The sequence below is a fragment of the Roseburia porci genome (assembly GCF_009695765.1).
Lineage (GTDB): Bacteria > Bacillota > Clostridia > Lachnospirales > Lachnospiraceae > Roseburia > Roseburia porci.
In genome coordinates, this window is the sequence record NZ_VUNI01000005.1 from 98,264 (window position 1) to 122,532 (window position 24,269).

Genomic DNA, 24,269 nt, shown 5'->3' on the forward strand with positions numbered 1-24,269 from the left:
TACTACTTGTTTTTATCTTCCTGTATCAGTCTTCGAAGTGCAGCGACTGCAATCCGGATTGCAGCCTCTGTATCATGCACGATCGGATTCTCCATGCCAAGTGCATTTCTCTCCTGATTGCCCATAACAAGGAATTCCGATCCACAACGCACCTTAAGATGAGCCGCAACGATAAATAATGCGGCCGACTCCATCTCCGATGCTTTACATCCCATACGTTTCCACGCTTCCCATTTATTTATAAGCTCATAGCTTACCGGCATACGCTCCGGCTCATGCTGTCCATAAAACGCATCCTTACACTGGACCACACCGGTATGATACGTATAACCAAGCTCTTTGCTGGAAGCGACCAGCGCATTTACCACATCCAGATCTGCAACCGCAGGATATTCGATCGGTGCATATTCTCTGCTTGTGCCTTCCATGCGCACTGCTCCGGTGGCTACCACAATATCTCCGCCTTTGACATCGAGATCAATTCCGCCACAGGTTCCGACACGGATAAATGTATCTGCACCACAGCGTACCAGTTCCTCCATAGCAATCGAAGCAGAAGGTCCTCCGATTCCGGTGGATGTCACACTTACCTTCTCTCCATCCAGATAACCGGTGTAAGTTACAAATTCTCTGCTGTCTGCCACAAGTTTTGCATCATCAAAATGTTCTGCAATCTTCTGACATCTTTTCGGATCTCCGGGAAGTATTACATAACGTCCGACATCTCCACGTCTGATCTGTAAATGATACTGTAAGCCCTCTTCACCTGAATAATTCTGCATAATCGTCCCCCTTGTGCCACGTATTTGATACTTTTATTATATACCGTATGAAAAACAAATTATAGACTAAAAATGCAAAGCCGTATCCAAAACAGCTTTGCATTCTTTAAATGTATTCTTTTGCATTCTCTTACGCAGAAACAGAATGGTATTTTTCCAGCACTTTTCTGCTGTTCTCATGCATCATCGGAAGAAACTTTCTGTATTCATGCTTTGAAGTTGTATATCCTGCGTCCATCCCATGCATCGGATGAAAGGCAACCTTGTAAGTAATTTTTTCACCACCATATGGGTCCATTCGTTCCAGTGCTTCAATCTGAATATACGCAGAATCATAATAAGTCTCATACACATAGTGTTTTTCCATGCTCTGATACTTCATATCTACCCACTGCCAGAAAAGCTTTCCCTGTTTTGTCTCAAGAAAAAGCTGATCCATTGTCGGCAGCACCACAGCTCCATCTTCAAATTGAAGTTCCACTTTCTTCCTGTTCTTCAATCTGCTGAATGGGATCTTATCCGGATTCTGCGATTCATACTCTTTGGATTCCTGTTTCATCTTGTCCCGAATGTCGTCGAGGCACTCGCTTGAATTTGTCATTTTCATGATACCTCCATTTATAAGACCAGTTTGTTGTATCTAACTTAATTCTAGTCCTACAAACCCAAAAATTCAAGCACCTTTTTTCAAAGACCATACACCTTTGATCTGACCTGCAAGCTGATCATATGTCCATTGAACATGACTTCTTGCAACACAGTTCGGATCGTTAATATAAAATCCGTTCTCATCATAACCATACACAACAATAAAATGTCCACCGGTTGTAAAATCGCCCTGCTGCATGGAAAAAATCAAAAATGCGCCCTTATCGAGTTCCTTTTTCATCGTTGTCGGATTAATTCCAGAGCGCTCTGATGTAAGACCAAACGCCTCCGCTCCCTCTAACATCAGGCTCCATGCAGTACCGGTTCCATTCATATAATGTCCGTTATTCATCGCATAGTCTGCAACCGTTGCCGGTGTCACGCTCGTATCGCCGGTAAGTCCGACGATAACCATAGCAAGCGCTGTCGGACCGCAGCCACTGATTGCAATATTGCTGTCTACGTTTTCACCGTCTTCTTTCTCGTCCTCATATCCATATGCCAGATAGCCCCAGCGTCTGTCCCACTGCAGAAACAGTGGGCATTTTCCGGTTAACTCTTCTGCCGAAAGCACTGCATGACTATTATCGGAAGAGTCCTGTGGATAATTATATACAAAATCCAGTTCCTCCGGGTTATTTGCAAGGTTGATCAGCATTTTCTGTGGATAAATGGAGGGATCCTCGAGTATCTTGCTGTAACGTTCATCGACATCTTCCCTGCTCCGGATCACCTTTAAAGCCTCATAAAGACTGTAATCCACCGGAGTCTGCACCTCTACTCCATAATCTACTAATTCAGCCGGTTCATACGCCGGATCATATCCGGAAAGTTCCGCACTCTCCGTCTGTGGTTCCTGCACCTGTTCCACAGCACTGGTGTCCTGCACAACATCCGTATTCTGATCCTTGGCAGCTACCTTCTCTCCGGCAAACGCTTCCTTTACCAGATACTGGTAACGCCCTGCTGCATACCCGGCAAGAAGTGCCGCAATGATGGCAAGTGCCGTTACGATTTTTCTCTTACGTGCACGTTTTCTTGCTCTGATACGTCTTTTTTCTCTATTATCAACAACCACAACCGGGTTCTCATTGTCTTTTTTCTTCATTTCTCTTACCTGTTCTCTATATAAAAACTTTTCTTAAGTCGCCAACGCCCATTATACCAAGTTTTTTTAACGGTAACAATGAAATTTTTCTTAATATTTTGTGTTTTTCCCAACTTATGGATTTTTTTATGATAGAATTGAAATACTCTTTAAAAAAGTCAGAGAAACGCTAAAGGAGGATCTACATGAGTAAGAAAAAGAAAAGAAAAAGTATTCTTGGCACCATTCTGCCAATCCTGTGTACTTTTGCGATTATCGCAGTCATTATCGTGTTAGCCAAAACCTATGTTTACGAACCGTTTAAAGACAAGGCCGTATCTGCACTGACCGAAAAACTGATCCAGTCCCAGATCAATGCAGACACAACTCTTCCAGATGGAACTACCATAAACGCCCAGGAGATCTGGGACTCTATGAGTTCTGCCGATCAGGATGCCGCCTTAGATATCATAGACAACCATATTTCGCCGTCTACCCTTCAGGAAGCATCTTCCTACCTCGCAAGCGGTGACACCGAAGGACTCAAATCCTATGCACAAAACATGCTCACCGACAGCGAAACCCAGGAGATCAAAGATCTTTACGAAAAATACAAAGATCAGATTACTCAATAACCCCATTTCTGGAAATGATTCACCTGATATTTTGCATCCGGTGCAGCATCATTGTGTGGCGAGATATTCGAGCACACATAAAAGCTGTCCATTCCAATTGCTTTTGCCCCCGCAATATCTGTCCGTGAATCATTTCCAATAAAAAGTGACTGTTTCACGTCTAATCCACACTTTTCGGTCAGCAGATCAAAAAAGCGCCGGTCAGGCTTTTTCGTTCCATAATCGGAAGAAATCAGTATCGTATCAAAATATTTTGCAATATCCAACACATGCATCTCGTATTCTGTAAAAATACGCTGTGCATTCGAAAGCAGATAAACATGTTTGCCTGCATTTTTCAAAGCGGACAGCATCTGTCTAGTTCCATCATATACCCGCACATAGTCTGTGCTTAACACGCGGAAGAACTGTCCCGCATGAACCGAAAGCTCACGCTCTGCCTGTACCCCCTTCTTCTCAAACAGTTTCTGAAAAACGTCCGTAATCTCCAGTTCCGGAAATGCTTCATGTGCATAGCGTTCCACGGAAGTGTCTAACATCTCCTGTTTCATTTCCGCTTCTTTTCCCTTTACCAGATTCTGATATTCCTGCTTTAATTCCTCCGGTGTATAATGTGCATCATAATATCCATAAAACAGACTTAACTTCTCCCATACCAGATCAAGGTCTTCCTCTGTATGGATATCGACCAGTGTTCCATACAGATCAAAAACATAATTCTCATAATTCATCGGAAGTACTGCTTCCTCTAAAATGTACATTGCTTTTCCTCTTTTCTTAAAAATATCTTTCATTATACGTCAATTCCTGCCTTAAATGAAGTAAAATTTTCTTTTCAAGGCGTGAAACTGCAACCTGATTCATTCCAAGAATTCCTGCCACCTGTGCCTGCGTTTTGCCTTCCATATACCGAAGTTCCACCAATTGCCGTTCTCTTTCATCCAGCTTGTCCAGAAGCTGACGTACCGCGATGCGGTCAATAATCCGGTCTTCTGTCTCCCTGTGATCTTCCAGCTGATCTAAAATCGTCAGTCCGGATCCTTCTTCATGGCCTGCGCCTGCCGTCAGTGGCCTTGAAATAGAATCCACTTCTGCCATGGCCCCCATTGCAAGCATGATTTCCTCGGAGGACAGCTGTGTTGCATGTTCGAGTTCTTTTAACGTTGGTTCATGATTCATTGTTTTTTTCAGTTCTTCCCGGATGATAGCGATCTTCCTTGCATTCTCTTTTAGCTGGCGGCTCACATGGATCATGCCGTCATCCCTTAGAAAACGCTTGATTTCTCCGGTAATCATAGGAACTGCATAGGTAGAAAAGGCAAGATTTCGCTCCAGGTCAAACCGCTCAATCGCTTTCATCAGACCAATCGCTCCAATCTGAAACAGTTCCTCCATATCATGCCCACGGTTTCCAAAACGTTTCAAGACCAGATATACCAATCCCATATTTTCTTCCATCAGTTCATCCCGGATCTCTTTATTTCCCTCCTGTGCCATATGCAGTCTCTGCTTCCATTCCATCTGACTTTCAGAATCTGTTTTCTCCTTCGTACTGCCATTAACGTTCAATCGGACTCCCTATGTTTTTTTTCATCGTTACCCTGGTTCCTTTTTCTGGCTCGGACTCCACTTTGACCTGATCCATGAATGCCTCCATAAATGCAAATCCCATCCCGGAGCGCTCAAGTTCCGGTTTTGTGGTATAAAAAGGTTCCATAGCCTGCTCAACATTTTCCATCCCGATTCCATGATCTACGATCTGTATTGTAAGTTCTTCATCTTTTCGGTCACAGATCAGTTCCACCTGTTCTGTCTCTTTCTGATATGCATGAATGATCGCATTCGTCACTGCCTCCGATACTGCAGTTTTCACATCAGCCAGCTCTTCAATCGTCGGATTCAGTTCCGTCATAAAAGCTGCCACCATCATTCTTGCCAGTCCTTCATTGACTGATCTTGCATCGAACCTGATCTGCATGTGATTCTGCTGTATTTCTTTCTCCACATTTTTATTCATAATCACTCACTCCTCCCCCTCGGTCTGCACAATTCTCTGCAGTCCGGATGCATGAAATATTTTCCGGATCTGACCATTCAAATGTATGGCGTATGTTTTGCCGCCAAGAAAACCAATATTTCTTGTTCTTCCAATAATGACCCCGATTCCGGAACTGTCCATAAATTCGGTATCCATAAAGTCAAATACCAGCTTCCGGATGCTGTAGGCATCGATCATAAGATCGATCTGTGAACATAATCCGGTCGCATAATGATGATCCAGTTCTCTTGGCATTTTTACTACAAGTTTCTCTCCATTCACTGTAAATTGCTGTTCCATATTTCTCCTTCCCTAAAATATATTAACAGGTAATTACCAAACGACTTTAGACTTACTATAGCATGTACTGTGAGTACAGATAATCGCAGGCACGCTCTCGCTGCTCATCGCTGGCAACGAGATATAGTTCGCATTTTATGCGAACCACATCCTATGACTTTTGTACGGGCACTAAGTACCGGCCGCTCTGAAGCACCTGCGAGTTATCTGTACTCACAGTACATGCTCAATTTAAAGTTCAATCGTTTGGCAATTGCCCGAATATATATTTATTAAAAAAAGACGCCGGCCAACTTCATGGCCTGACGTCTTTTGTAATCTCAATATTGATTTGTTGTATTACTGCTGTGCATCTACATAACTTCTTGCAGTTGATGCACGTTCTGTATCCGGATAATTATCAATAATATACTGATAATATGGCTTTGCAGATTCTGTGTCGCCGCTCTTACGATAAGACTGGGCAAGATAATATGCTGCCGAACCGTCTGAATATGCTTCATCCATATCCGTAATCTTCTTCAGATCATTGATTGCAGTCTCATAATCCCCTTTGGAATAAGCTGAATATCCGGTATTGTACAGTGTCTCTTTATATTTCTGATCAACCTGGTCTTTGATCGTATTGTAAACTCCCTGTGCCGATTCACTCAGCTTGCTGGAATCAACCGCTGCAAGTGCATCACCGGCTGCAAGTACATCGCCGCCTGTAAATGTGACATACGCATTCAGAAGACCTTCATAAGAATTGATCTGTGTCTGTACTTCATCCTGATTGCTCTGCGCAGAATCCAGCTGTGCCTGCATATCACTGATCTGTTTGTTCAGTGATTCAATCGTCTGATTGTTGGTGTTAATCGTGTCTGTTGCCTCCAGCTGCTGTTTCTTTGATTCAGCCTGGAAACCGGCTTTCACTCCCGGAACAATCAAAAATGCGGTTACCGCAACTCCGACAACAAGTCCGATCAGAATATAGATCAAAGTAGAACCGATCGAAGATTCTTTAAACCGTTTTGGCATAATGATGGTTTCATTTCCACTCTGATAAGAAATAAGATCATCATCCTTTTTCTTCTTTCCGGTATTCTTCTCTTTCAATCTTGCGTTTACTTCTTTCAGATAACGCAGCGTTGTAGTATTATCTGTGTCAATTTTACCAGCTGCGCGAAGTGTCTTTTTCGCCTGATCGTACTTCTCGTCTTCCATATAAAGGAGCGCCAGAAGCTGCTGTGCACGCAGCATATTTGGATTCATATTTAAAACCTTACGCAACTGTATTACTGCAAGATCCCTGCTTCCATTGTGACAGTAGGCAAGCGCCTGATTGTATTTTTTGATTGTCTGATTGATATTCTCAAGCGTGCTCCGGTTCTTCTGTATCGCGTCAAGATATCCACTTGCACGGTTATCCTGCTGCTGATAATTCTTACTGATTACCCACTCGCTGAGCGCTTCCACCACTTCGCCCATTTCATAATAGATCAGTCCGAGCAGATTTCTCGCATCGGTATTATATTTATTAAATTTCAGACTCTGCTTTAGACTAATGACCGCACCTGAAAGATTTCTTACATTTGCTTTCTGCAGTCCATCATTATAATATGCATTCGATATATGTTCGATTTTCCGGAAGATCCGCAGATCTGCATGACATCCCGGACAAAATTCTTCCTTACCGGCATCCATTCCACACTGATAACAAATCATCATAAACCTCCCTATCGACCGTTATTCTGCTTCAAATCACGCATCATCTCGGCGATAATGTCAGTCACATCTGTTAAATTATGATTATATATTGCGGATTCAGCCTCGTCTACTTCGATACTTGGCTGATAATTTTTTAATTCTTCTTCAAAGTTGATCATTTTCTGCCTCCAATATGATAAAAAGCCTTATCTGCCTGTCTGTTTTAAGCCAAACAAAAAAGCCACTATATTTTCTTAACCTATTATAATATAGTGGCTTGATTATGCAAGCGTAATTCTCTTAAGTTTTCTTAAATTTTATCGCAAAAATTACAAAAAAGTGACTTTCCAGGTCAAAATCAGTCGTCTTCTATCTGATACATTCTTAATTTTCCACTGGAGACTTCAAATTCCACCTGTCTCTGCTGTTCTGTGATCTTTTTCTTCTGATCATTGATATATACAGTTACCCCTGGATAGACATCCTTATAAATCCGGATCAGTGCATCCTTGGCATTCTCTGCAACACACATCAGCTTGGAAAGTTCATCCTGTGCAGAACCAAGATCCGCCTGTTTTACAATCTTTGTACGAAGCAGAGAAACTCTTGTCGGATCATTCTTTGCATCTGTATTCTGTTCCTTTGCTCTTTCCTCGATCAGATGAATTGCCGTCTCGACCTTTGTAATCTCCTGATCAATCTGTTCGATCTTTGCCTCGATCTCTTTGATTCTGGTAACTGTTGCGATTCCCGCTCCGGATACCAGTTCAGTATTCACTTCTTTTTCATTTCCTGCTACATTGGCATCAATTCCACGAACTCCATAAACCATTCCACCAATGATTACGCCCTTGCTTCCATTTGCATATACACGGTCACCACAAGTTACTTTGCTGTTTAAAAATGCACATGTCTGTATTGCGCCATCACATTCGATCTGCGCATATTCCGCAAATTTAATGAACAGATTACCACTGCACCTGATCGCGCCTTTCTGTGCGCCAATCATTCCGCCACGGATTACAATATCCTTTCCGGCCCGCAGAACACATGCTTCTGCAAATCCATCGATCGTGATGCTTCCGGATGCATAAATCTTCATTCCAGCCGCAACATTTCCGTGAATAATCACATCACCGCGAAAGTCAATGTTACCGGTGTTCATGTCAGCATCCCCAAAAACTTCATGCACCGAACTGATCATAATTCGGCCATTCTTCATCTCGATCTTTCCATCTAATGTTGATGTATAGACCTGATTATCCTCCGACTTTTCAAATCCAACTCCAACAAGCGGCGGAAGCGGTCTTCCGTTCTTCGCCAGCAGTATCCTGCCTTTTACCGTAAAACCGTTCTGTCCTTCTGTCGGCTCATGATAAATAGCAATTACCTGTCCCTGTTCTACAATTTCCACCATATGGATGCTCCAGTAATCCACCGAACCATCCGGTCGAACCTGTGGTTTATGATTCAGGTCCGTGTCGAAATTATATTCAAAATATGCATTATCCCCATTCTGCTCCGGCGTTCCTACTGCTACAAGAACTTCTCTTCCATATATTCTTTCCTGGATCATCCGCTTGATCGCCTGTTGATCAATTCCGGCCTTTACACCACTTTTTTCCAGTATATCGAGAATATCGGATAACTGATAGCCCCCCTCTGGAACGATCACAGACAGCGTGAGGTATGCTTCCATTTCATCGTATGAAATTCGAACTGTAGGCTCATTCCTCTTCTGTATATCCATAACCCTTCACTGCTCCTAGTATCTGTTTCTCATCAGCATTGTAACTACAAATTTCATTCTTATCGTACCATTTTCCAGGCAGCTTTGCAATTCCAAAATACAGAAAAGGCAGCTGTCTTTTTCAGCTGCCTTCTCTGTCCCCTTTTTGCAGGTAAGTTTTCTCGTTATTTCATTTGTGCAAGACGTTCTTCCACCTGAGCCATCATTTGCTCATATTTTGCAAGTTTGTCTTTTTCTTCCTGCACTTTTTCCGGTTTTGCATTATTGAGGAACTTCTCATTTGAGAGCATTCCTCTGGAGCGTGCAAGCTCCTTTGTAAGTTTGTCTTTTTCTTTGTTCAGACGTTCTTTTTCTTTTTCAAAATCAACCAGATCTTCTAATGGCAGGTACAGTACTGCGCCTGGAATCACAACCGAAACAGCGTCCTCACCGATTCCGCTCTTATCTGCCTGAACCGTGATCTCACTTGCAGATGCAAGATTTACATATACTTCTTTGTTCTCATCAAAAATCTTGCGAACCTGTGCATCCTCAGATGTAATGAAAAGTTTCGCTTTTCTTGATGGTGGAACATCCATCTCGGTACGGACATTACGGATGCCTTTTACAAGATCCTTACAATGCTCAATTACAGCCTCATCCTCCGGGAAGTTCCACTCTTCTTTGTATTCCGGCCACTTTGAAAGCATGATTGTCTCTTCTTCACTCTGAAGTGTGCAGAAAATCTCCTCGGTAATAAACGGCATATATGGATGTAACAGTTTTAATGCCTCTGTCAGAACGGTCTTTAATGTCCAAAGTGCGGCATTTGCAGATTCCGGATTTTCTTCTTTCTTATAGGTACGGACTTTTGCGATCTCAATATACCAGTCACAGAACTCATCCCAGATAAAGTCATAAACTTTCTGAACTGCAATACCAAGTTCAAATTTATCCATATTCTCAGTTGCATCTTTTGCAAGTGTATTCACTTTGGAAAGAATCCATTTATCTGCTGGTCTGAGTTCATCCAGTGATGGCTCGGTTACTTCCATTCCATCCAGATTCATCATGATAAAACGGGAAGCATTCCATACTTTATTTGCGAAGTTTCTGGATGCTTCGACACGCTCCCAGTAGAAACGCATATCATTTCCCGGTGCATTTCCTGTGATCAGAGTCAGACGAAGTGCATCTGCGCCATACTTGTCAATAACCTCTAACGGATCAATACCATTTCCAAGGGATTTACTCATCTTACGTCCCTGTGAATCACGAACAAGTCCGTGGAATAATACAGTATGGAACGGCGCTTTGCCCATCTGCTCATATCCTGAGAAGATCATACGGATTACCCAGAAGAAAATAATATCATATCCGGTTACCAGAACATCATTTGGATAGAAATAATCCAGATCTTCTGTCTTGTCCGGCCAGCCAAGTGTTGAAAATGGCCAGAGTGCAGATGAGAACCAGGTATCCAGTGTATCCGGATCCTGTGTCATATGTTTGCATCCACATTTTGGACATACATCCGGTTTTTCAAGAGCAACTACCATCTCTCCGCATTCATCACAATAATATGCCGGAATACGGTGTCCCCACCAGAGCTGACGGCTGATACACCAGTCTCGGATGTTATCTGTCCAGTTGAAATAAGTCTTGTCCATACGTTTTGGAAGGAGTTCAATCTCCCCATTCTTTACAGCTTCTACTGCCGGTTTGATCATCTCATCCATCTTAACGAACCACTGCTGTTTTACCATTGGCTCAACTGTTGTTCCACAACGGTCGTGTGTACCAACGTTATGAGAATGTGGTACCACTTTTACGAGCAGTCCCTGTGCATCCAGATCTGCTACTAACTGTTTACGGCATTCGTAGCGGTCCATGCCCTCATATTTTCCAGCATAATGATTCATTGTGGCATCATCGTTGATAACCGTGATTTCTTCCAGATTGTGACGTTTTCCGACCTCAAAGTCGTTCGGGTCATGCGCCGGTGTGATCTTTACACATCCTGTACCGAATTCTTTATCTACGTAAGAATCCGCAATAACCGGGATCTCACGATCTGTCATCGGAAGCTTTAATGTTTTTCCGATGATGTCCTGATATCTCTCATCATCCGGGTTCACAGCAACTGCGGTATCTCCGAAAAGTGTTTCCGGACGTGTTGTTGCAATTTCGACAAATCTTCCTTCTTCTCCAACAACCGGATAATTAATATGCCAGAAAAATCCATCCTGTTCCTCATGGATTACTTCTGCATCAGATATAGAAGTTTTGCAGACCGGACACCAGTTTACAATACGGGAGCCTTTGTATATCCATCCTTTTTCGTATAATTTGATAAATACCTGCTGGACAGCCTTTGAACAGCCTTCATCCATGGTAAAGCGTTCTCTCTGCCAGTCAGCAGAAGATCCCATCTTCTTTAACTGTTTGATGATACGTCCGCCGTATTCTTCTCTCCACTCCCAGCATTTATCCAGGAACCCATCACGGCCAAGATCATGTTTGTCTATTCCCTGTTTCTTGAGGGACTGGATTACTTTTACCTCTGTCGCAATGGATGCGTGGTCGGTACCAGGCTGCCATAAAGCATTGTATCCCTGCATTCTCTTATAACGAATCAGAATATCCTGCATGGTATTATCCAGTGCATGTCCCATGTGAAGCTGACCTGTAATATTTGGTGGCGGCATCACAATCGTAAACGGTTTTTTACTGCGGTCTACTTCTGCGTGAAAATAGCCATTGTCTTCCCACTTTTTGTAAAGACGATCTTCAATATCTTTCGGATCATAAGTTTTTGATAATTCTTTGCTCATTTTTCTTCCTTTCTCATAAAACAAAAAGCCCTTTATGTCCGAAAACATAAAGGGCGAATTAACGCGGTACCACCTTTGTTCATGTCAGGGAAATCTCCCGAACACCTCTTGTCCGTTAACGGGGACGAAGCGTGGCTGTTTACTGACCAGTTCATCTGACGTTCAAAAGCCCGGTTCAAAAGCTACCTTCCACAATCTCGTCCCAAAAATACCTTACAGCCGGCTTCTCTGAAGCTCGGGTATTCCTCTCTGATAGGAATCCTTTGTGTACTCCTCTTTCTCACTACCTTTTCATATCTTTTTCATCATACGAGTAACCGCTCATTTTGTCAAGCCTTATTCAGCGCTTTCAGCATTCCATCATATACGAATTCCTTTGCTGCCTTTTGATCCATTTTCATCTGAAAACGACCAGCCTCCGGAGATACCGTAAACAAAAACTGTGCGATCAGACCAGCCATCGCAAGACGCCTTTTTACCGGATCACGTTCCGTATAAAGCCCCTCTTTATAGCCGAGTTCCATCAGGGTATTCCCGTTTTCAAGCAGGTACTCTTCCATCTTTTTCATAATTTCTTCCGGAATGCTCTGCTGCACCGTCTCACAGAAATCCGCATTCCCGGAACTGATCTGTAACATATGACGGAATGAAAAATTATATCCGGAATTCTCATCCAGCCAGTCCAGAAGGCAGAATATCTTCTTACGGAATCCATCCTGTTTCTGTAATTCCTCTTCCAGATCCGAAAGTCTGGTCTTATACTCATACAAAAGTGCAAGTGTCAGAAGTTCCTCTTTTGAAGAAAAATACTCGTATGCCGTACCTTTTCCGATTCCGGCCCTTGTTGTAATATCTGAAACCTTAATTGTACTAAGATCAGCATTATCCTGTATCAGTTCGATCACAGCCTGAAACATCCGTCCGACTTTCTCCGGTGGCTCTGCAAATGACCGGATGTTAAAACTTTCTCCTGCCATTATAATTCTTCCTCCACCATACTCTTTTCTTTATGGAATGCATCATAAATACATGGGACAACTACCAGCGTCAGAAGTGTTCCGTACACCATACCTCCGATCATCGTAATTGCCATCGGCTGCATCATTTCTGATCCGGATCCGATTCCCATTGCCATCGTCATCATGGAAATAATCGTCGTCATCGCCGTCATAAGGATCGGGCGCAGACGTGTTTTTCCGGCATCCACAATTGCTTCTTTCTTGGATACACCTTCTCTTCTCGCCTGATTGATATAGTCGATCAAGACGATACCATTATTTACGATCAGACCCGCCAGCATGATAAATCCAAGCATCGATACCACACCGATCTCATGTCCTGTGAAGAACAGGGCGAAAAATCCTCCAGTAAATGCAAGCGGAATCGTAAACATAATAATAAACGGTGACGTAAAGGACTGGAACTGCGCAACCATGATCAGGTAAATAAAGATGACCGCAAGCACCAGCATAAGGATCAGCTGACTCATTGCATCATGAATGGTCTCATCTTCTCCGGTCATTTCAATAGAATAACCATCCGGCACATCAATACTCTTTAATCCGTCTTTGATTGCATTGCTGACAAGCGTAACATTATGATCATCGTCAACCCCTGCGGATACGGTAATATAGCGTGTCTGCGCATCACGGGTGATCGTGCTGAGTGTCGTGTTATCCTCAAAGCTGCAGATATCACTTAATGCAACTTCTGTATCATTGCCCTGCTGATCTGTATACGTAAAACTCAGATTTTTAATATCATCGAGTGTTGTGTCTGCCTGATCTTCTGTCTGTACATAAACTTCATAATCCTTCAGATCTGTAGAGATCGTTGTTGCAGATTTGCTGTCCGCCATCTCCCCGTATACAAGCTGATATACCTGTGCCACCGTATATCCATATTCGGCAGCCTTTTCCTTATCGACGGTAATCGTAAACTGTGGTGTAACATCGTCCAGTCCGTCATCAACATCTGTCGTTCCCTCTGTATTCTTTACAACATCAGCTACCTGTGTGGCAAGCTCCTGCAGCTTATCGATATCATCACCCTTGATCTGTACCGACAGACCACTTGCAAAATAGGAAGACATATCCATTGCCGATGCCTCTGCGTCCACATCTACATCCATATCGCTGGTACGGTCTGTAATCTCCTGTGCAACCTCTTCTCCGGTCACATCCGAATCTTCATCCAGAATGATGTACATCGTAACACTGTCGGTGTTTCCTCCCATCATGCTCATTGTACTGTTTCCTCCAGCCATTGCACCAATCGTCTCGATACCGTCAATGTCAGAAATGCGGCTTATCACATCATCGGATGCTTTTGTCAGCTCATCAAATGTCAGTTTTTCATCATCCTTTGCTTTGATGGTTACCGACATCTGATCTGAGTCCATATTCATGTCCATAAATGTAAAGCCTTTGGAAACAGACGCTGCTGCGCTGACTGCCAGAAGTCCGATTGCAACAATGAATACAACCGGTTTAAATCTCAGACACAACGCCAGAAATCTTCCATATCCATCACGGATCCGGTCAAAAAGCGGATGTTTGATCTCTTTTGTCTTCTTCAGAAGTACAGACCCCATCGCCGGAACAAAGGTCAGTGCAACGATCAGACTTGCCGTAAGAGTAAACAGAATCGTAAGTGCGATATCCACAAACAACTGTCTCGTAATTCCTTCGGTAAACACGATCGGTGCATATACACTGACTGTTGTAAGTGTGGATGCAATAATTGCTCCGGTTACCTGTCCAGCTCCCTGTACCGCTGCCTGCCGGATTGACATGCCCTCTCCTCTTAACCGGTAGATATTCTCGATTACAACGATCGAGTTATCCACAAGCATACCGATTCCAAGCGCAAGGCCCGACATGGATATGATATTCAAAGTAATGCCTGTAAAATACATAAGCACGACTGCAAAAATAACGGAAAGCGGGATGGAACATGCAATTACAAGTGTCGGTTTGATGTCTTTCAGGAAAAGTAAAAGTACAACGACCGCAAGCAACGCACCAAAGATCATATTCTCCATAACATTTTTTACGATCATATCAATATAGATTCCCTGATTCATCAGCACGGAAAAATGCAGATCTGTGTTGGATGATTCCAGTGAATCAAACTTATCCAGAATTCGGTCTGTTACATCTCCTGTGGAATATCCCGTCTGTTTTTCCATGGATAACATAATTCCCGGATTACCATTGATCACCGCGTAAGATTCATCCGAATTATCCGCAATCTCCACATCTGCCACATCAGAAAGATGAATCGGATCAATACCATCCATATGCATATCCATCAGCACCAGATTCTCAAGATCATCAACGGAGGTAACAGCCTCTCCAACACGGACCAGATAACTGGTATCACCATCCTGTGCGTATCCTGCCGGCATATCAAAATTCTGTGCAGTCAGTATTCCGGAAAGTGTGTCGACCGTAAGCACGCTATTTAAATCTGCTGCATCCAGTGCACTGTCTTTGTTGGAATCCAGTGTTTTTTGCGCATCATCCAAAGACGCTGCCGCTGTTGCAAGATCTGCGGATGCGCTGCTTGACTGTAATGCTCCAAGTACAGCATTATAATTCAACGTATCCATGGCATCTTCCAGTGCAACCTGACCGGACTCCACCTGATCTAACGCTGCCTGAAGTGTTGCAATACCGGTCTTCATCTGTGTCAGCATATTGGCTACCTGCCCCTTTGCTGCATTCAGATCTGTATAATTATTTACCGTAATCCCCATTGCCTGAAGCCCGGAAAACTGCTTTGCAATCTCTGTATTTGCTGCATTCAGTTGTTCTTTATAACTGTCGATCTGTGTCTGAAGCTGCTGCATAAGCTCTGTATTCTGAAGCTGCGCAGCCTCTGCAAGTGATTTTTCAATCGTCTGGATTCCCTGGTCCATCACTGCCAGCTGTGTATATGAATCTGATTGCGTAAACTCATTAATTCCGTCATACACCTGCTCTAACATGTCTTTTTGGGAATTGAGTTCCTCCAGCTTTGAAGTAAGATCTGATTTGGTCTGATACAGTGTATTTTTCTGATCAGTGATCTGTCCGGCAGCATCTGTAATCTGATCGGCTCCGCTTTGAATTGCGGCTTTTCCACTCTCGATCTGTGCCTTTCCATCATCAATCTGCGCCTGCGCTTCTGTAAACTGTGCATTAATCGCATCCTGTATCTTCTGATTCAGGGCATCAATCTTCTCCTGATTGAGTGTAACCTTGATGTTTTCCTCGATTGCACCGGTTGTTGAAACGGAAGCAACTCCTTCGATACTTTCCAACTGTGGGGATAACTCATTCGCCACATAATCCGATATTTCCGATGCACTCATTCCGTCCACGTCTACCGCAGCCGTAAGTACCGGCATCATATCCGGATCGATCTGCATAATCATAGGCGTTCCAATGCTGTCTGACCAGTTTCCTTTTAACTGATCGATTGTCTGCTGGATCTCAATCATAATCGAATCCATGTTGGCATTCTGTTCATACTCAAGAACAACGATCGAATAACTGTTATACGACGTTGAAGTAATATTCTTGATATTGGATGTGGTTGCCATCGACGACTCGATCGGAGCAGTTACCTCTGACTCTACCTTCTCCGGACTTGCACCGACATCTGTCGTAATAATGAGCGCATATGGAAAACTCATATTCGGCAGAAGATCCGTCGTCATTTTGGAAAGTGATACAATTCCCAGAACAATAACTAAGATCACGCCCACAAGCACGGTATACGGCTTTTTTACACTGTACTTTGAAATCATCTCTTTTTCCTCCCATTTTCTGACTGACCAGCCGGTCAGTTATGTGTTCATTATACGCGTGCGCCCTTTAAATGCAATGAAAATTCTCTAAAGTTTATAATTATTTAAGAATACCTTTCCTCTCTTCATGTGATGCAGGTACAGGTAACTCGCAGGCACACTCTCGCTGCTCATCGCTGGCAACGGTACATAAGCGACCAGGGTACGGTCGCTAAGTACCGGCCGCTCTGAAGCACCTGCGAATTACCTGTACCTGCACCACATGCTTGACGATGTTGCGAAGTTTCGCAATTTGCTAATTAAAACATTAAAAGCCGCCTTTTGACCCCCTGATCCTATAACGAAAAAAGGATACCGGAAGCAGAAATACTGCTTCCGGTATCCTTTGCCATATCAATTGGCCTTATGATTCCTCGTCTTCATCCTTCTTCTGAACGATTGCGGATACCGCTCCGGATACAGATGCTGCAACCACAATGACCGTAATAATAATGACGATTAAAATGAAAATGAAAAACCAAATTAAAAATCCTGAATCTGTCATGCTACCCTCTCCCAAACTATGATTTCCGAATTTCTGAAAATTATTCACCCTGTAACTGCTTTACATATAGTATATCATGTCCGATGAATGGTAGCAATCCGAAATGTCATTTTAATATTCTTTTTCTTCTCAAAGATGCACATACGATCGTAAGTCCCAGCATACTTAACAGTAACCAGCCAGACGCTTCCGTATGATCTCCGCTGTCAACTCCGGTCTGTACATTCTGAGATACCTCGGCCCGGACAAATGCATAAGTACTGAAATGATCTGTCGTAAATACCAGCTTACCATTTTCAATCTGTGAAGGACACTCGATCAGCTGATCATTGTCCACACGGTATACTTTCACAATTTCGTTCTCGCCTAACGTAAATGGCAGATCCAGACTTACCTCTACTTTTCCATCGAGCTGATGCAGTTCTGTCGTTCCATCATTCAGATTCAGTTCATACAGTACTACCTCCTTTACTCCGGAAAGAAGTTTCTTCACTTCCTCTTCAACCTTTTTTATCATTTTTGAGTCTGTTATTTTTTGTGCTGTAAGCACCGTTTTCGTGGAAAGTATTCCGCTGCTGTCTTTTAGCACAACTCCATTGGACGCCAAAGTTTTTACTTCTGTTTTTGCACTGCCTGTCTCTTCGATGTCTGCTGTCTTTTCTGCTATGCCACTCTCTGACAATTTGGTTTCGTCGCTGCCCTTTTTACTTTCGTCTACTTTACTTTCATCGCCTTTGCTGTCCTCTTTTTTACTGTCATCTGCTTTGCTTCCACCATCTGTTTTGCTATCGCCATCTGTTTTGCTGTCGCCATCGTCTGGCTTCCGATCCGGTGTTGCAAGATTCCCGGTCTTGTACAAAAATACATCGTCCACACTTCCCCATGCTGAGGCTGCCGCCTGGATCACCACCTTCACCCGAAGTTTATTTCCGGTGTACGCTTTCACCGAAGCCGTATTTGGATTCTGCCAGTTGGTATAACCAGCTAATGCAGTATTCTGGGCTGCCGTTTCACCGGTTGTCAGATTCGTAACTTCAATATAAATATGGTCTGAATCACTTCCCGAACCACCCTGGATCTGCATGCTGGCAGCATAAGATGCATTCTGCGATACTGTCACTGTCTGCTCAATCGAAAAATCAAGCGCTTCCGAAGACCAGAAGTGCATTGCCCCTTCTCCACGTAAAGGCGTATCATTCCATTTCAGCTCCAGTTTTCCTGCACTTCCGTTGTCCGTTACAGTCCAGTGTTCTTCCCCCTCTTCAAAATCCCCGTTCTGAAGCAGCGAATCCGGAAGCACTGCAAGCGTGCAGGATGTAGTCATTGTCTTTGTAACACCATACTCATCCTGATAGGTAATCGTTCCCGGAATCTGATATACATTAAACCCGGAAATCGCATTCAACGCATCTTCATCCCACGTGACGGCAAACTGCTCTGTACTTCCATCATTGTAAGTTCCCTCTATGGTCCCCGGCATAAGTGATTTTGCTTCCTCTACGGAAGATGCATTCACACTGATCGTTTTTACTACATCCAGAACCTTATAAGAGGCTTCACATCCAGTATTTACATATTTAAAAACATTTAATGATTCCAAAGGATTTCCTTCAAAATCAAATAATGCCTGATTATCAATTACACTTCCACCAGTTTGATCCACATGGTCTTTATCGTAGATCTTTGCATACTCAGATGCCCATCCGCAGCCACACTCTTTCCATTTTTCAAGATTTTCAGAATAAATGCTGCTGTTTAACGATCCGTCTGCCTGATATGCATAAGAAGCCGGTATCCATGCCGGTTCCCAGTAAAACATTCCGATTCCGGCATCTTCAACATTGGCAACTGCCTGCATCACATCTCTTAAAATATTTGCCTGACCCTGTTCAGAAATGGAATAGTCATAATTTTTCGAAGCATCAAAGCTGTTTCCATAGCCGTCTCCGTCCTCCTTTGTCCATGCCCAGGAGGTTTCCGCTACCATAACTTTTTTCCCATAAGTATCTGCTACCTGTTTTAAAACATTGGTCAGATTTTCCATAGAACCATGCATGCTCGGATAATACGAAGATGCAAATACATCATAATCCACATGATTCTCATTGAGTGTTGCAGAAATCTTCTCATAATTCCCCGGAGTCTGTGGATCCGTAAAATGAACAGCTACCAGAATATCCTCTGATATCTTGCGCACAGCCCGACTTCCTGCTGAAAAAATCGTACAAATGTCTGTCCAGCCACCTTCGGAACTCTCCATCACTCCGGCAATTCCATGATTTGTCTCATTTCCGATCTGCACCATTCCAACATCAACACCAGCATCCACCAGTTCCTGAAGACTGTCTTTTGTATATTCATAGACAGCGTCCGCCTTTTCTGAAACGCTTAAGTCTGTCCATTCCTTTGGAGCAGTCTGTCTGTCCGGGTCTGCCCAGAAATCTGAATAATGAAAATCGATCAGAACCTTCATTCCGGCATCGCTTGCCAGCTTTCCGATCTTCTTTGCCTTATCCAGGTCACTGTTTCCGCCACCGTAACCATTTCCATCGGAATCATACGGATTGTTCCATACGCGCACGCGCACATAATTGACTCCTGCCTCTTTGATCAGGTTGAAAAATGCTTCATCCCCAATCACATTTCCATCCCAGTCTTTAAACACAGCTCCACTGTCTGTTACACTGACATACGAAGAAAGATCGACACCTTTGATAAAATCTGAACTCAGATTCTCAATCTTTTCCACATGAAGACTTGCCTGTTTTAACTGGTTTCTGGCAGTTTTTACTGCGTCTGCCGCATCTCTTATTTCTTCTGTTGCTGCATCCTCCTTCTCTTTTATCGTTTCTGCTGCTGTCAGTGCATTCTGTAATGCAGACCAGCTGGATGCACGATAATAGGATTCCCGCAGATTACTGCATGCTGTAACGGCACTGTCCAGTTCTGCAAGCGCTTCCGCACGTTCCTCTTCATCGGATGCACGCTCTGTCAGTGACAAACTGTCCAGACATACCCATGCTCCCTGTGCAGAAGTAATCTGAAATCCCACTTTATAATCCGTCATATCCTGATCCACGGTAAATGTAAAAGAAAACTTCTGAAACTGTCCATTTACAGTTGCCTTTTCGTCCAGCATCTGATCATAGGCACCTGTGTATACTGCTAATTCGGTATTTCCGATATTACTTTCTTTTGCATATCCGGTAATCGTATAACTTCCTGCCGGTAAATCCGCAATCGTCTGATACATGCTGACGGTGCCCTCTGTGTTAAAATAAATACCAAGTCCGCTTTTGGTATTGTTTGCCGCATAGGAACTGTATGCAATTCCACCATCACCGACAACACTCCATGTATTGTCTCCATCCGCAAAGCTCCAGTTTCCCGACCACAGATCATCTCCTGCGTCATCCCCAAGATCACCATCCGTGAAAAATTCGCTCCTTTGTTCTGCCGCCTGTGCTGTAACCACCCCCGGCACTGCTGTAACAAGCTGTCCTGCAAGCAGCGCCGCAGTAAGTCCAAGGCAGGCTGCCCCTTTCATCCATTTAATCCTTACCATTTTTCCTCCCTTATGCAATCCAATATTTCGAAATCCCCTGTGAATTCCGATCCAGCATTGCGCAATCGGTTGCACCGTTGTAAATACAGTTTATATGGAAGAATTTATGGTTTCAATTGGCATGTGTTCTAATTTTTTTCCGGCCTTTTTATTGAATATTCCTAATATAAATGGAATTCAATATGGGATTTTGCACATATGCTCCATCATGCAACCGCTTGTTCTCATTTCTGTTTCTTTATTATTTTTGTGCAAAATTCTATACTTTCTGATATGGCAGGTTCTTTCCTGTCTGTTTTTTCATTTTTTCTGCTTTCTATTTTTCACTTTTTGCATGGGTAATCTGCACAAGTACTTTTCTCCCATTATTCAGATGGTTCTTGTGTCTGCTCTGTGCCCTGCGCTGCTTTTCCTTTCTGTTTCTGATCTGATATCTGTTTTCCGGTAACATCCATATGATAATTGTCCCGAATGATCAGTTTGGAGATCGGCACGATCTCATATCCCTGCTGTTCAAGATTGGTCAGCAGCGTATCCAGTGCTTCTGCTGTATATTTCGCTCCATTATGACACAGGATGATTGCTCCCGGTCCAAGTGCTTTATGATTGCAGACGGTATCAATTATGGACTGTACTCCATAATCCTTCCAATCAAGGGAGTCCACGGACCACTGAATCGGATAATAATTACAGTCATAGGCAAGTTTGACTACATGGTTATCATAAGCTCCATATGGAGGACGAAACAAAAACATTTCATATCCGGTAAGTTCTTTTACCTTATCATGTACCGTCATAAGCTCCGTTTTCATCTCTTCCCTGGAAATGGTGGTCATATCATAATGATGTTCACTGTGATTGCCAAGATCATGCCCTTTTTCCACAAGTTTCTTTACACAGTCGGGATAAGTTTCCACCCAGCCTCCGGTCATAAAAAAAGTGACTTTCACATTGTGTTTTTCCAGCGTATCCATGATGGAGTCAAAATCTTCCGCTCCCCAGGCGGCATCAAATGACAAAGCGATCTTCTTTTCTTTTGTATCTACACAGTAGATGGGAAGCTCACGATCTCCATAACTGCTGTTTTTTAACCAGGCTCCCGTATTTATCGTTTCTCCGCCGATCGACGCAATATAAACGACAAACGCAAAAAGGGCCACAGCTGCTGTGCCCAATATGACACAACTGCGTGATGCCCTTTTCTCCTTTTTATTACGGCTGTTTTCTGAATTCTGAGACATATCCGACCCCAGGTTTTCTTTCCACTATGTATATGCACAGGATTGAATGTCCCATTACAGAACCAGCCAGCCCTTATTGTTTCTCATAGACGGTCCAGCTTTCATCCGGCAGCTCTTCCTCTGCTGCCCCGCATTCTTCCTCCATCTCCGCTGTCTGAAAATAATAATCCACATACCGTTCACCCATCCAGTGTGTCTGCATATGGATAAAAAGCGTGCTGATAACCAGCATAATTCCAATCACAATTACCGGAAGCATACGATATCTGTGCTGATCGATCTGATATGTTTTGTTCATCATTTCGATGCGCTTCAAAAGCTGTGGTTTACTTCTTACAAGCTGCGTATGAAGCAGTTCCCGATCATTTATTTGCCCGGTAATCGTATTCATGATCTCTCCAAAATAAACCTTCATACTTTCTACCCGGGGAATCGCTTCATAATCACAGATATACTCTCCCCAGAACTCCAGCTGCCTCTGCAGCAGGAAAATAAATGGATTGAAAAAATAAACCGCTTTCCCGATGGCTGTAATGTGCCGCCACAACTGACTGTTCTGTTTATAATGTGTCAGCTCATGGACATAAATTACCCGAAGCTGCTGCTTGGTATACTCCCTCACAGGCAGCACAACATACTGTTTGCGGAGTCCACACAAATATGGTGTCTTCGCCTTATAGTCCACAACCAGATCCAGCTTTCCGGATCTGATATGCATGTCTTCACATATTTCAACAAACATATCCCATTCTCTTCCATCCACTGGAATCAGTTCATGACAATGTTTGTTAAGGATCCGGTTCTTTCGGATATAATCAAACAAAAAATAAACCATTCCGGTCAGCCAGATCAAAAGAAAAACCGTGCAGTTTCTTTTGATGACCGGTGTATACCGAAACAAAATTCCGCCCCATTGTAACTCGTTTTCCACCGCCAGCACAAGAAATACTAACGGGAAGAACCAAAAAGCCAGTACGGTCTTAAACAGTTCATACATGGCATGAATAAAACCCGTTTTTTCGAGGATTTTACCTATCACATACCATATCACGAACAATGCCGCCCCAGTGATCGAAGTCAGAAAAATTGCCATAGCAAAACTGATTGTCCAATCCATCTCTTATGCAAAATCCTTTCCTTTTTCTCTGAGTACAGTGTATCACAGAAAAAGTGGGCAAACAATCTCGTTTTTTGTCTATTTACTGGTGTTTTCGCACTGCAAAACGGAAATCAGCGGACGCATGTTGTTCACTTTTGGAATAATCCTCTTTTTATTCTCTGTTCTTCAGAAACTCGGATGGAACGATCTTGTTCAGCCTGAGAACCAGAAGCTGATTGATCATAAAATATAATCCGATGATTGCTTCTCCGATGACACCCATATGGAAGTTTCCGTTCAGATAAAGTTTCCGGATTTCACTGCCCCGGTAACCAAACACCTTGATCAATGAAATTCCGTAAGATGACCGGTCGATCATCAGATACATGATCACAAAAAAAAGACAGCCTTTCGATCTGCTGTCTTTTCGGAGAAGGTATTTTTGCTATGGGGGTAGCAAAAATTATATAATGTATTGGGGGGTTTTTACAGGTATTATAATAGCATGCGTAATGCAAAAAGCGTGCACAAACTTCACAAAAGTTCATGCCACTTTTTGTGCACTTCTTACAAATTAAGTTCTCCGGATCGTTTGATGAATTCTACGATTACTTCGATACCAAGCTCTGCAGCTTTCTCCGCAAATGTCGCATAATCCATCGCTCCGCCTTCCCCATCTGAAATGGTACGAAGAATTGCAAACGGAACTTTGTTTACATAACATACATGTCCGATACTTCCACCTTCCATCTCAGCTGCGATTGCCTCAAATCTTTCGTGAAGCTTTGCTTTCTGTTCCGCTTTATGCATGAACATATCTCCGGTTGCAATCGTTCCAACCTTGTATTTCATGCCCTTGTCTGCAAGACATTTTTCCAGGAGCTCCATCATGCTCTCATTGCAAGGAAGGAAAATCTGATTAATTCCGGATAAAAGTCCAACCGGATCGCCCAGAGCAGATGTATTCATATCATGCTGTACGACTTTATCTGCAACTGCAACATCCATAACTCCAAGTTCTTTGCAGAGTGTTCCGGCAACACCGATGTTAACGATCATATCTACATTGTATTTCAAGATCATTGCTTCTGTACAGATTGCTGCAAAAACCTTTCCAATTCCGCAGACTGCTGCAACAACCTCTACTCCCGCAACAGTGCCGCTTACAAATTCAACACCGCTTACGTTCTCTGTTTTGCTGTTTTCCAGGGATTCTTTCAAATTATCGATTTCCATCTGCATTGCGCCGATAATACCAATTTTCATTTCTTATTCCTCACTTC

Annotated in this window: 20 protein-coding genes; 1 reads left to right on the plus strand and 19 read right to left on the minus strand. The window is 43.1% G+C overall.

The window, feature by feature from the left end; all coding sequences use genetic code 11:
- Positions 1 to 2 precede the first annotated feature (2 nt).
- From udp to FYJ75_RS04700, 3 genes are all read right to left on the minus strand, one after another.
- Entirely contained in the window at positions 3 to 782 is a 780-nt protein-coding gene (gene udp, locus FYJ75_RS04690) for a uridine phosphorylase (protein WP_154429302.1), read from the minus strand.
- A gap of 130 nt (positions 783 to 912) precedes the next feature.
- Complete coding sequence (locus FYJ75_RS04695; protein WP_154429303.1) at positions 913 to 1,383, minus strand: hypothetical protein; 471 nt, start codon at positions 1,381 to 1,383, stop codon at positions 913 to 915.
- A gap of 72 nt (positions 1,384 to 1,455) precedes the next feature.
- A complete protein-coding gene (locus FYJ75_RS04700) occupies positions 1,456 to 2,538 on the minus strand; it encodes a C39 family peptidase (protein ID WP_154429304.1) in 1,083 nt (360 codons plus the stop codon).
- A 185-nt stretch (positions 2,539 to 2,723) separates the two neighbouring features.
- On the opposite strand from FYJ75_RS04700, the gene FYJ75_RS04705 reads away from it, so the two are divergent.
- Positions 2,724 to 3,152: a hypothetical protein gene (locus FYJ75_RS04705; RefSeq protein ID WP_154429305.1), complete on the plus strand. Its 429-nt coding sequence runs from the start codon at positions 2,724 to 2,726 to the stop codon at positions 3,150 to 3,152.
- On the opposite strand, the gene FYJ75_RS04710 is transcribed toward FYJ75_RS04705, so the two are convergent.
- The 16 genes from FYJ75_RS04710 to FYJ75_RS04780 all read right to left on the minus strand — a co-directional run bounded on the left by FYJ75_RS04710 (position 3,146) and on the right by FYJ75_RS04780 (position 24,252).
- Positions 3,146 to 3,913, minus strand: a complete 768-nt coding sequence (locus FYJ75_RS04710; protein ID WP_235907006.1) for an HAD family hydrolase — start codon at positions 3,911 to 3,913, stop codon at positions 3,146 to 3,148. The genes FYJ75_RS04705 and FYJ75_RS04710 overlap by 7 nt on opposite strands.
- Before the next feature lie 16 nt (positions 3,914 to 3,929).
- Positions 3,930 to 4,721 carry a SigB/SigF/SigG family RNA polymerase sigma factor gene (locus tag FYJ75_RS04715; RefSeq protein ID WP_235907007.1) on the minus strand — a complete coding sequence of 264 codons (792 nt, stop codon included), beginning with the start codon at positions 4,719 to 4,721 and terminating at the stop codon, positions 3,930 to 3,932.
- A complete protein-coding gene (spoIIAB, locus tag FYJ75_RS04720) occupies positions 4,711 to 5,169 on the minus strand; it encodes an anti-sigma F factor (protein ID WP_195838942.1) in 459 nt (152 codons plus the stop codon). Before spoIIAB ends, FYJ75_RS04715 begins: the two co-directional genes overlap by 11 nt.
- 6 nt (positions 5,170 to 5,175) lie before the next feature.
- Entirely contained in the window at positions 5,176 to 5,490 is a 315-nt protein-coding gene (locus FYJ75_RS04725; protein ID WP_154429306.1) for an STAS domain-containing protein, read from the minus strand.
- A gap of 339 nt (positions 5,491 to 5,829) precedes the next feature.
- Positions 5,830 to 7,197: a tetratricopeptide repeat protein gene (locus FYJ75_RS04730; protein ID WP_154429307.1), complete on the minus strand. Its 1,368-nt coding sequence runs from the start codon at positions 7,195 to 7,197 to the stop codon at positions 5,830 to 5,832.
- Between the two features lie 11 nt (positions 7,198 to 7,208).
- Positions 7,209 to 7,358 carry a hypothetical protein gene (locus FYJ75_RS14295; protein WP_195838943.1) on the minus strand — a complete coding sequence of 50 codons (150 nt, stop codon included), beginning with the start codon at positions 7,356 to 7,358 and terminating at the stop codon, positions 7,209 to 7,211.
- Between the two features lie 179 nt (positions 7,359 to 7,537).
- Positions 7,538 to 8,929, minus strand: coding sequence for a FapA family protein (locus FYJ75_RS04735; RefSeq protein ID WP_154429308.1), 1,392 nt, complete (start codon positions 8,927 to 8,929; stop codon positions 7,538 to 7,540).
- Positions 8,930 to 9,093: 164 nt separating this feature from the next.
- Positions 9,094 to 11,742 carry a valine--tRNA ligase gene (locus FYJ75_RS04740; protein WP_154429309.1) on the minus strand — a complete coding sequence of 883 codons (2,649 nt, stop codon included), beginning with the start codon at positions 11,740 to 11,742 and terminating at the stop codon, positions 9,094 to 9,096.
- A gap of 329 nt (positions 11,743 to 12,071) precedes the next feature.
- Positions 12,072 to 12,719, minus strand: a complete 648-nt coding sequence (locus FYJ75_RS04745; RefSeq protein WP_154429310.1) for a TetR/AcrR family transcriptional regulator — start codon at positions 12,717 to 12,719, stop codon at positions 12,072 to 12,074.
- Positions 12,719 to 16,537, minus strand: coding sequence for an efflux RND transporter permease subunit (locus tag FYJ75_RS04750; protein ID WP_154429311.1), 3,819 nt, complete (start codon positions 16,535 to 16,537; stop codon positions 12,719 to 12,721). The genes FYJ75_RS04745 and FYJ75_RS04750 overlap by 1 nt, the downstream gene beginning before the upstream one ends.
- 403 nt (positions 16,538 to 16,940) lie before the next feature.
- Positions 16,941 to 17,081 carry a hypothetical protein gene (locus FYJ75_RS04755; protein ID WP_154429312.1) on the minus strand — a complete coding sequence of 47 codons (141 nt, stop codon included), beginning with the start codon at positions 17,079 to 17,081 and terminating at the stop codon, positions 16,941 to 16,943.
- A gap of 106 nt (positions 17,082 to 17,187) precedes the next feature.
- Positions 17,188 to 20,646 (minus strand): glycosyl hydrolase 53 family protein, encoded by a 3,459-nt coding sequence (locus tag FYJ75_RS04760; RefSeq protein WP_154429313.1) that lies wholly within the window; start codon positions 20,644 to 20,646, stop codon positions 17,188 to 17,190.
- Positions 20,647 to 21,011: 365 nt separating this feature from the next.
- Entirely contained in the window at positions 21,012 to 21,887 is an 876-nt protein-coding gene (locus FYJ75_RS04765; RefSeq protein ID WP_154429314.1) for a polysaccharide deacetylase family protein, read from the minus strand.
- A 73-nt stretch (positions 21,888 to 21,960) separates the two neighbouring features.
- The gene (locus FYJ75_RS04770) at positions 21,961 to 23,004 is read right to left on the minus strand and encodes a M56 family metallopeptidase (RefSeq protein ID WP_154429315.1); all 1,044 of its coding nucleotides are present in this window, start codon (positions 23,002 to 23,004) and stop codon (positions 21,961 to 21,963) included.
- Between the two features lie 154 nt (positions 23,005 to 23,158).
- Complete coding sequence (locus FYJ75_RS04775; RefSeq protein ID WP_195838944.1) at positions 23,159 to 23,380, minus strand: hypothetical protein; 222 nt, start codon at positions 23,378 to 23,380, stop codon at positions 23,159 to 23,161.
- A 173-nt stretch (positions 23,381 to 23,553) separates the two neighbouring features.
- Positions 23,554 to 24,252 carry a 5'-methylthioadenosine/adenosylhomocysteine nucleosidase gene (locus tag FYJ75_RS04780; RefSeq protein ID WP_154429316.1) on the minus strand — a complete coding sequence of 233 codons (699 nt, stop codon included), beginning with the start codon at positions 24,250 to 24,252 and terminating at the stop codon, positions 23,554 to 23,556.
- Positions 24,253 to 24,269 lie beyond the last annotated feature (17 nt).

Bases quoted from the DNA above. Each gene is read 5' to 3' on its own strand.
- udp (WP_154429302.1), bottom strand. From the start codon at position 782: ATGCAGAATTATTCAGGTGAAGAGGGCTTACAGTATCATTTACAGATC.
- FYJ75_RS04695 (WP_154429303.1), bottom strand. From the start codon at position 1,383: ATGACAAATTCAAGCGAGTGCCTCGACGACATTCGGGACAAGATGAAA.
- FYJ75_RS04700 (WP_154429304.1), bottom strand. From the start codon at position 2,538: ATGAAGAAAAAAGACAATGAGAACCCGGTTGTGGTTGTTGATAATAGA.
- FYJ75_RS04705 (WP_154429305.1), top strand. From the start codon at position 2,724: ATGAGTAAGAAAAAGAAAAGAAAAAGTATTCTTGGCACCATTCTGCCA.
- FYJ75_RS04710 (WP_235907006.1), bottom strand. From the start codon at position 3,913: ATGTACATTTTAGAGGAAGCAGTACTTCCGATGAATTATGAGAATTAT.
- spoIIAB (WP_195838942.1), bottom strand. From the start codon at position 5,169: ATGAATAAAAATGTGGAGAAAGAAATACAGCAGAATCACATGCAGATC.
- FYJ75_RS04725 (WP_154429306.1), bottom strand. From the start codon at position 5,490: ATGGAACAGCAATTTACAGTGAATGGAGAGAAACTTGTAGTAAAAATG.
- FYJ75_RS04730 (WP_154429307.1), bottom strand. From the start codon at position 7,197: ATGATTTGTTATCAGTGTGGAATGGATGCCGGTAAGGAAGAATTTTGT.
- FYJ75_RS14295 (WP_195838943.1), bottom strand. From the start codon at position 7,358: ATGATCAACTTTGAAGAAGAATTAAAAAATTATCAGCCAAGTATCGAA.
- FYJ75_RS04735 (WP_154429308.1), bottom strand. From the start codon at position 8,929: ATGGATATACAGAAGAGGAATGAGCCTACAGTTCGAATTTCATACGAT.
- FYJ75_RS04740 (WP_154429309.1), bottom strand. From the start codon at position 11,742: ATGAGCAAAGAATTATCAAAAACTTATGATCCGAAAGATATTGAAGAT.
- FYJ75_RS04745 (WP_154429310.1), bottom strand. From the start codon at position 12,719: ATGGCAGGAGAAAGTTTTAACATCCGGTCATTTGCAGAGCCACCGGAG.
- FYJ75_RS04750 (WP_154429311.1), bottom strand. From the start codon at position 16,537: ATGATTTCAAAGTACAGTGTAAAAAAGCCGTATACCGTGCTTGTGGGC.
- FYJ75_RS04755 (WP_154429312.1), bottom strand. From the start codon at position 17,081: ATGACAGATTCAGGATTTTTAATTTGGTTTTTCATTTTCATTTTAATC.
- FYJ75_RS04760 (WP_154429313.1), bottom strand. From the start codon at position 20,646: ATGGTAAGGATTAAATGGATGAAAGGGGCAGCCTGCCTTGGACTTACT.
- FYJ75_RS04765 (WP_154429314.1), bottom strand. From the start codon at position 21,887: ATGTCTCAGAATTCAGAAAACAGCCGTAATAAAAAGGAGAAAAGGGCA.
- FYJ75_RS04770 (WP_154429315.1), bottom strand. From the start codon at position 23,004: ATGGATTGGACAATCAGTTTTGCTATGGCAATTTTTCTGACTTCGATC.
- FYJ75_RS04780 (WP_154429316.1), bottom strand. From the start codon at position 24,252: ATGAAAATTGGTATTATCGGCGCAATGCAGATGGAAATCGATAATTTG.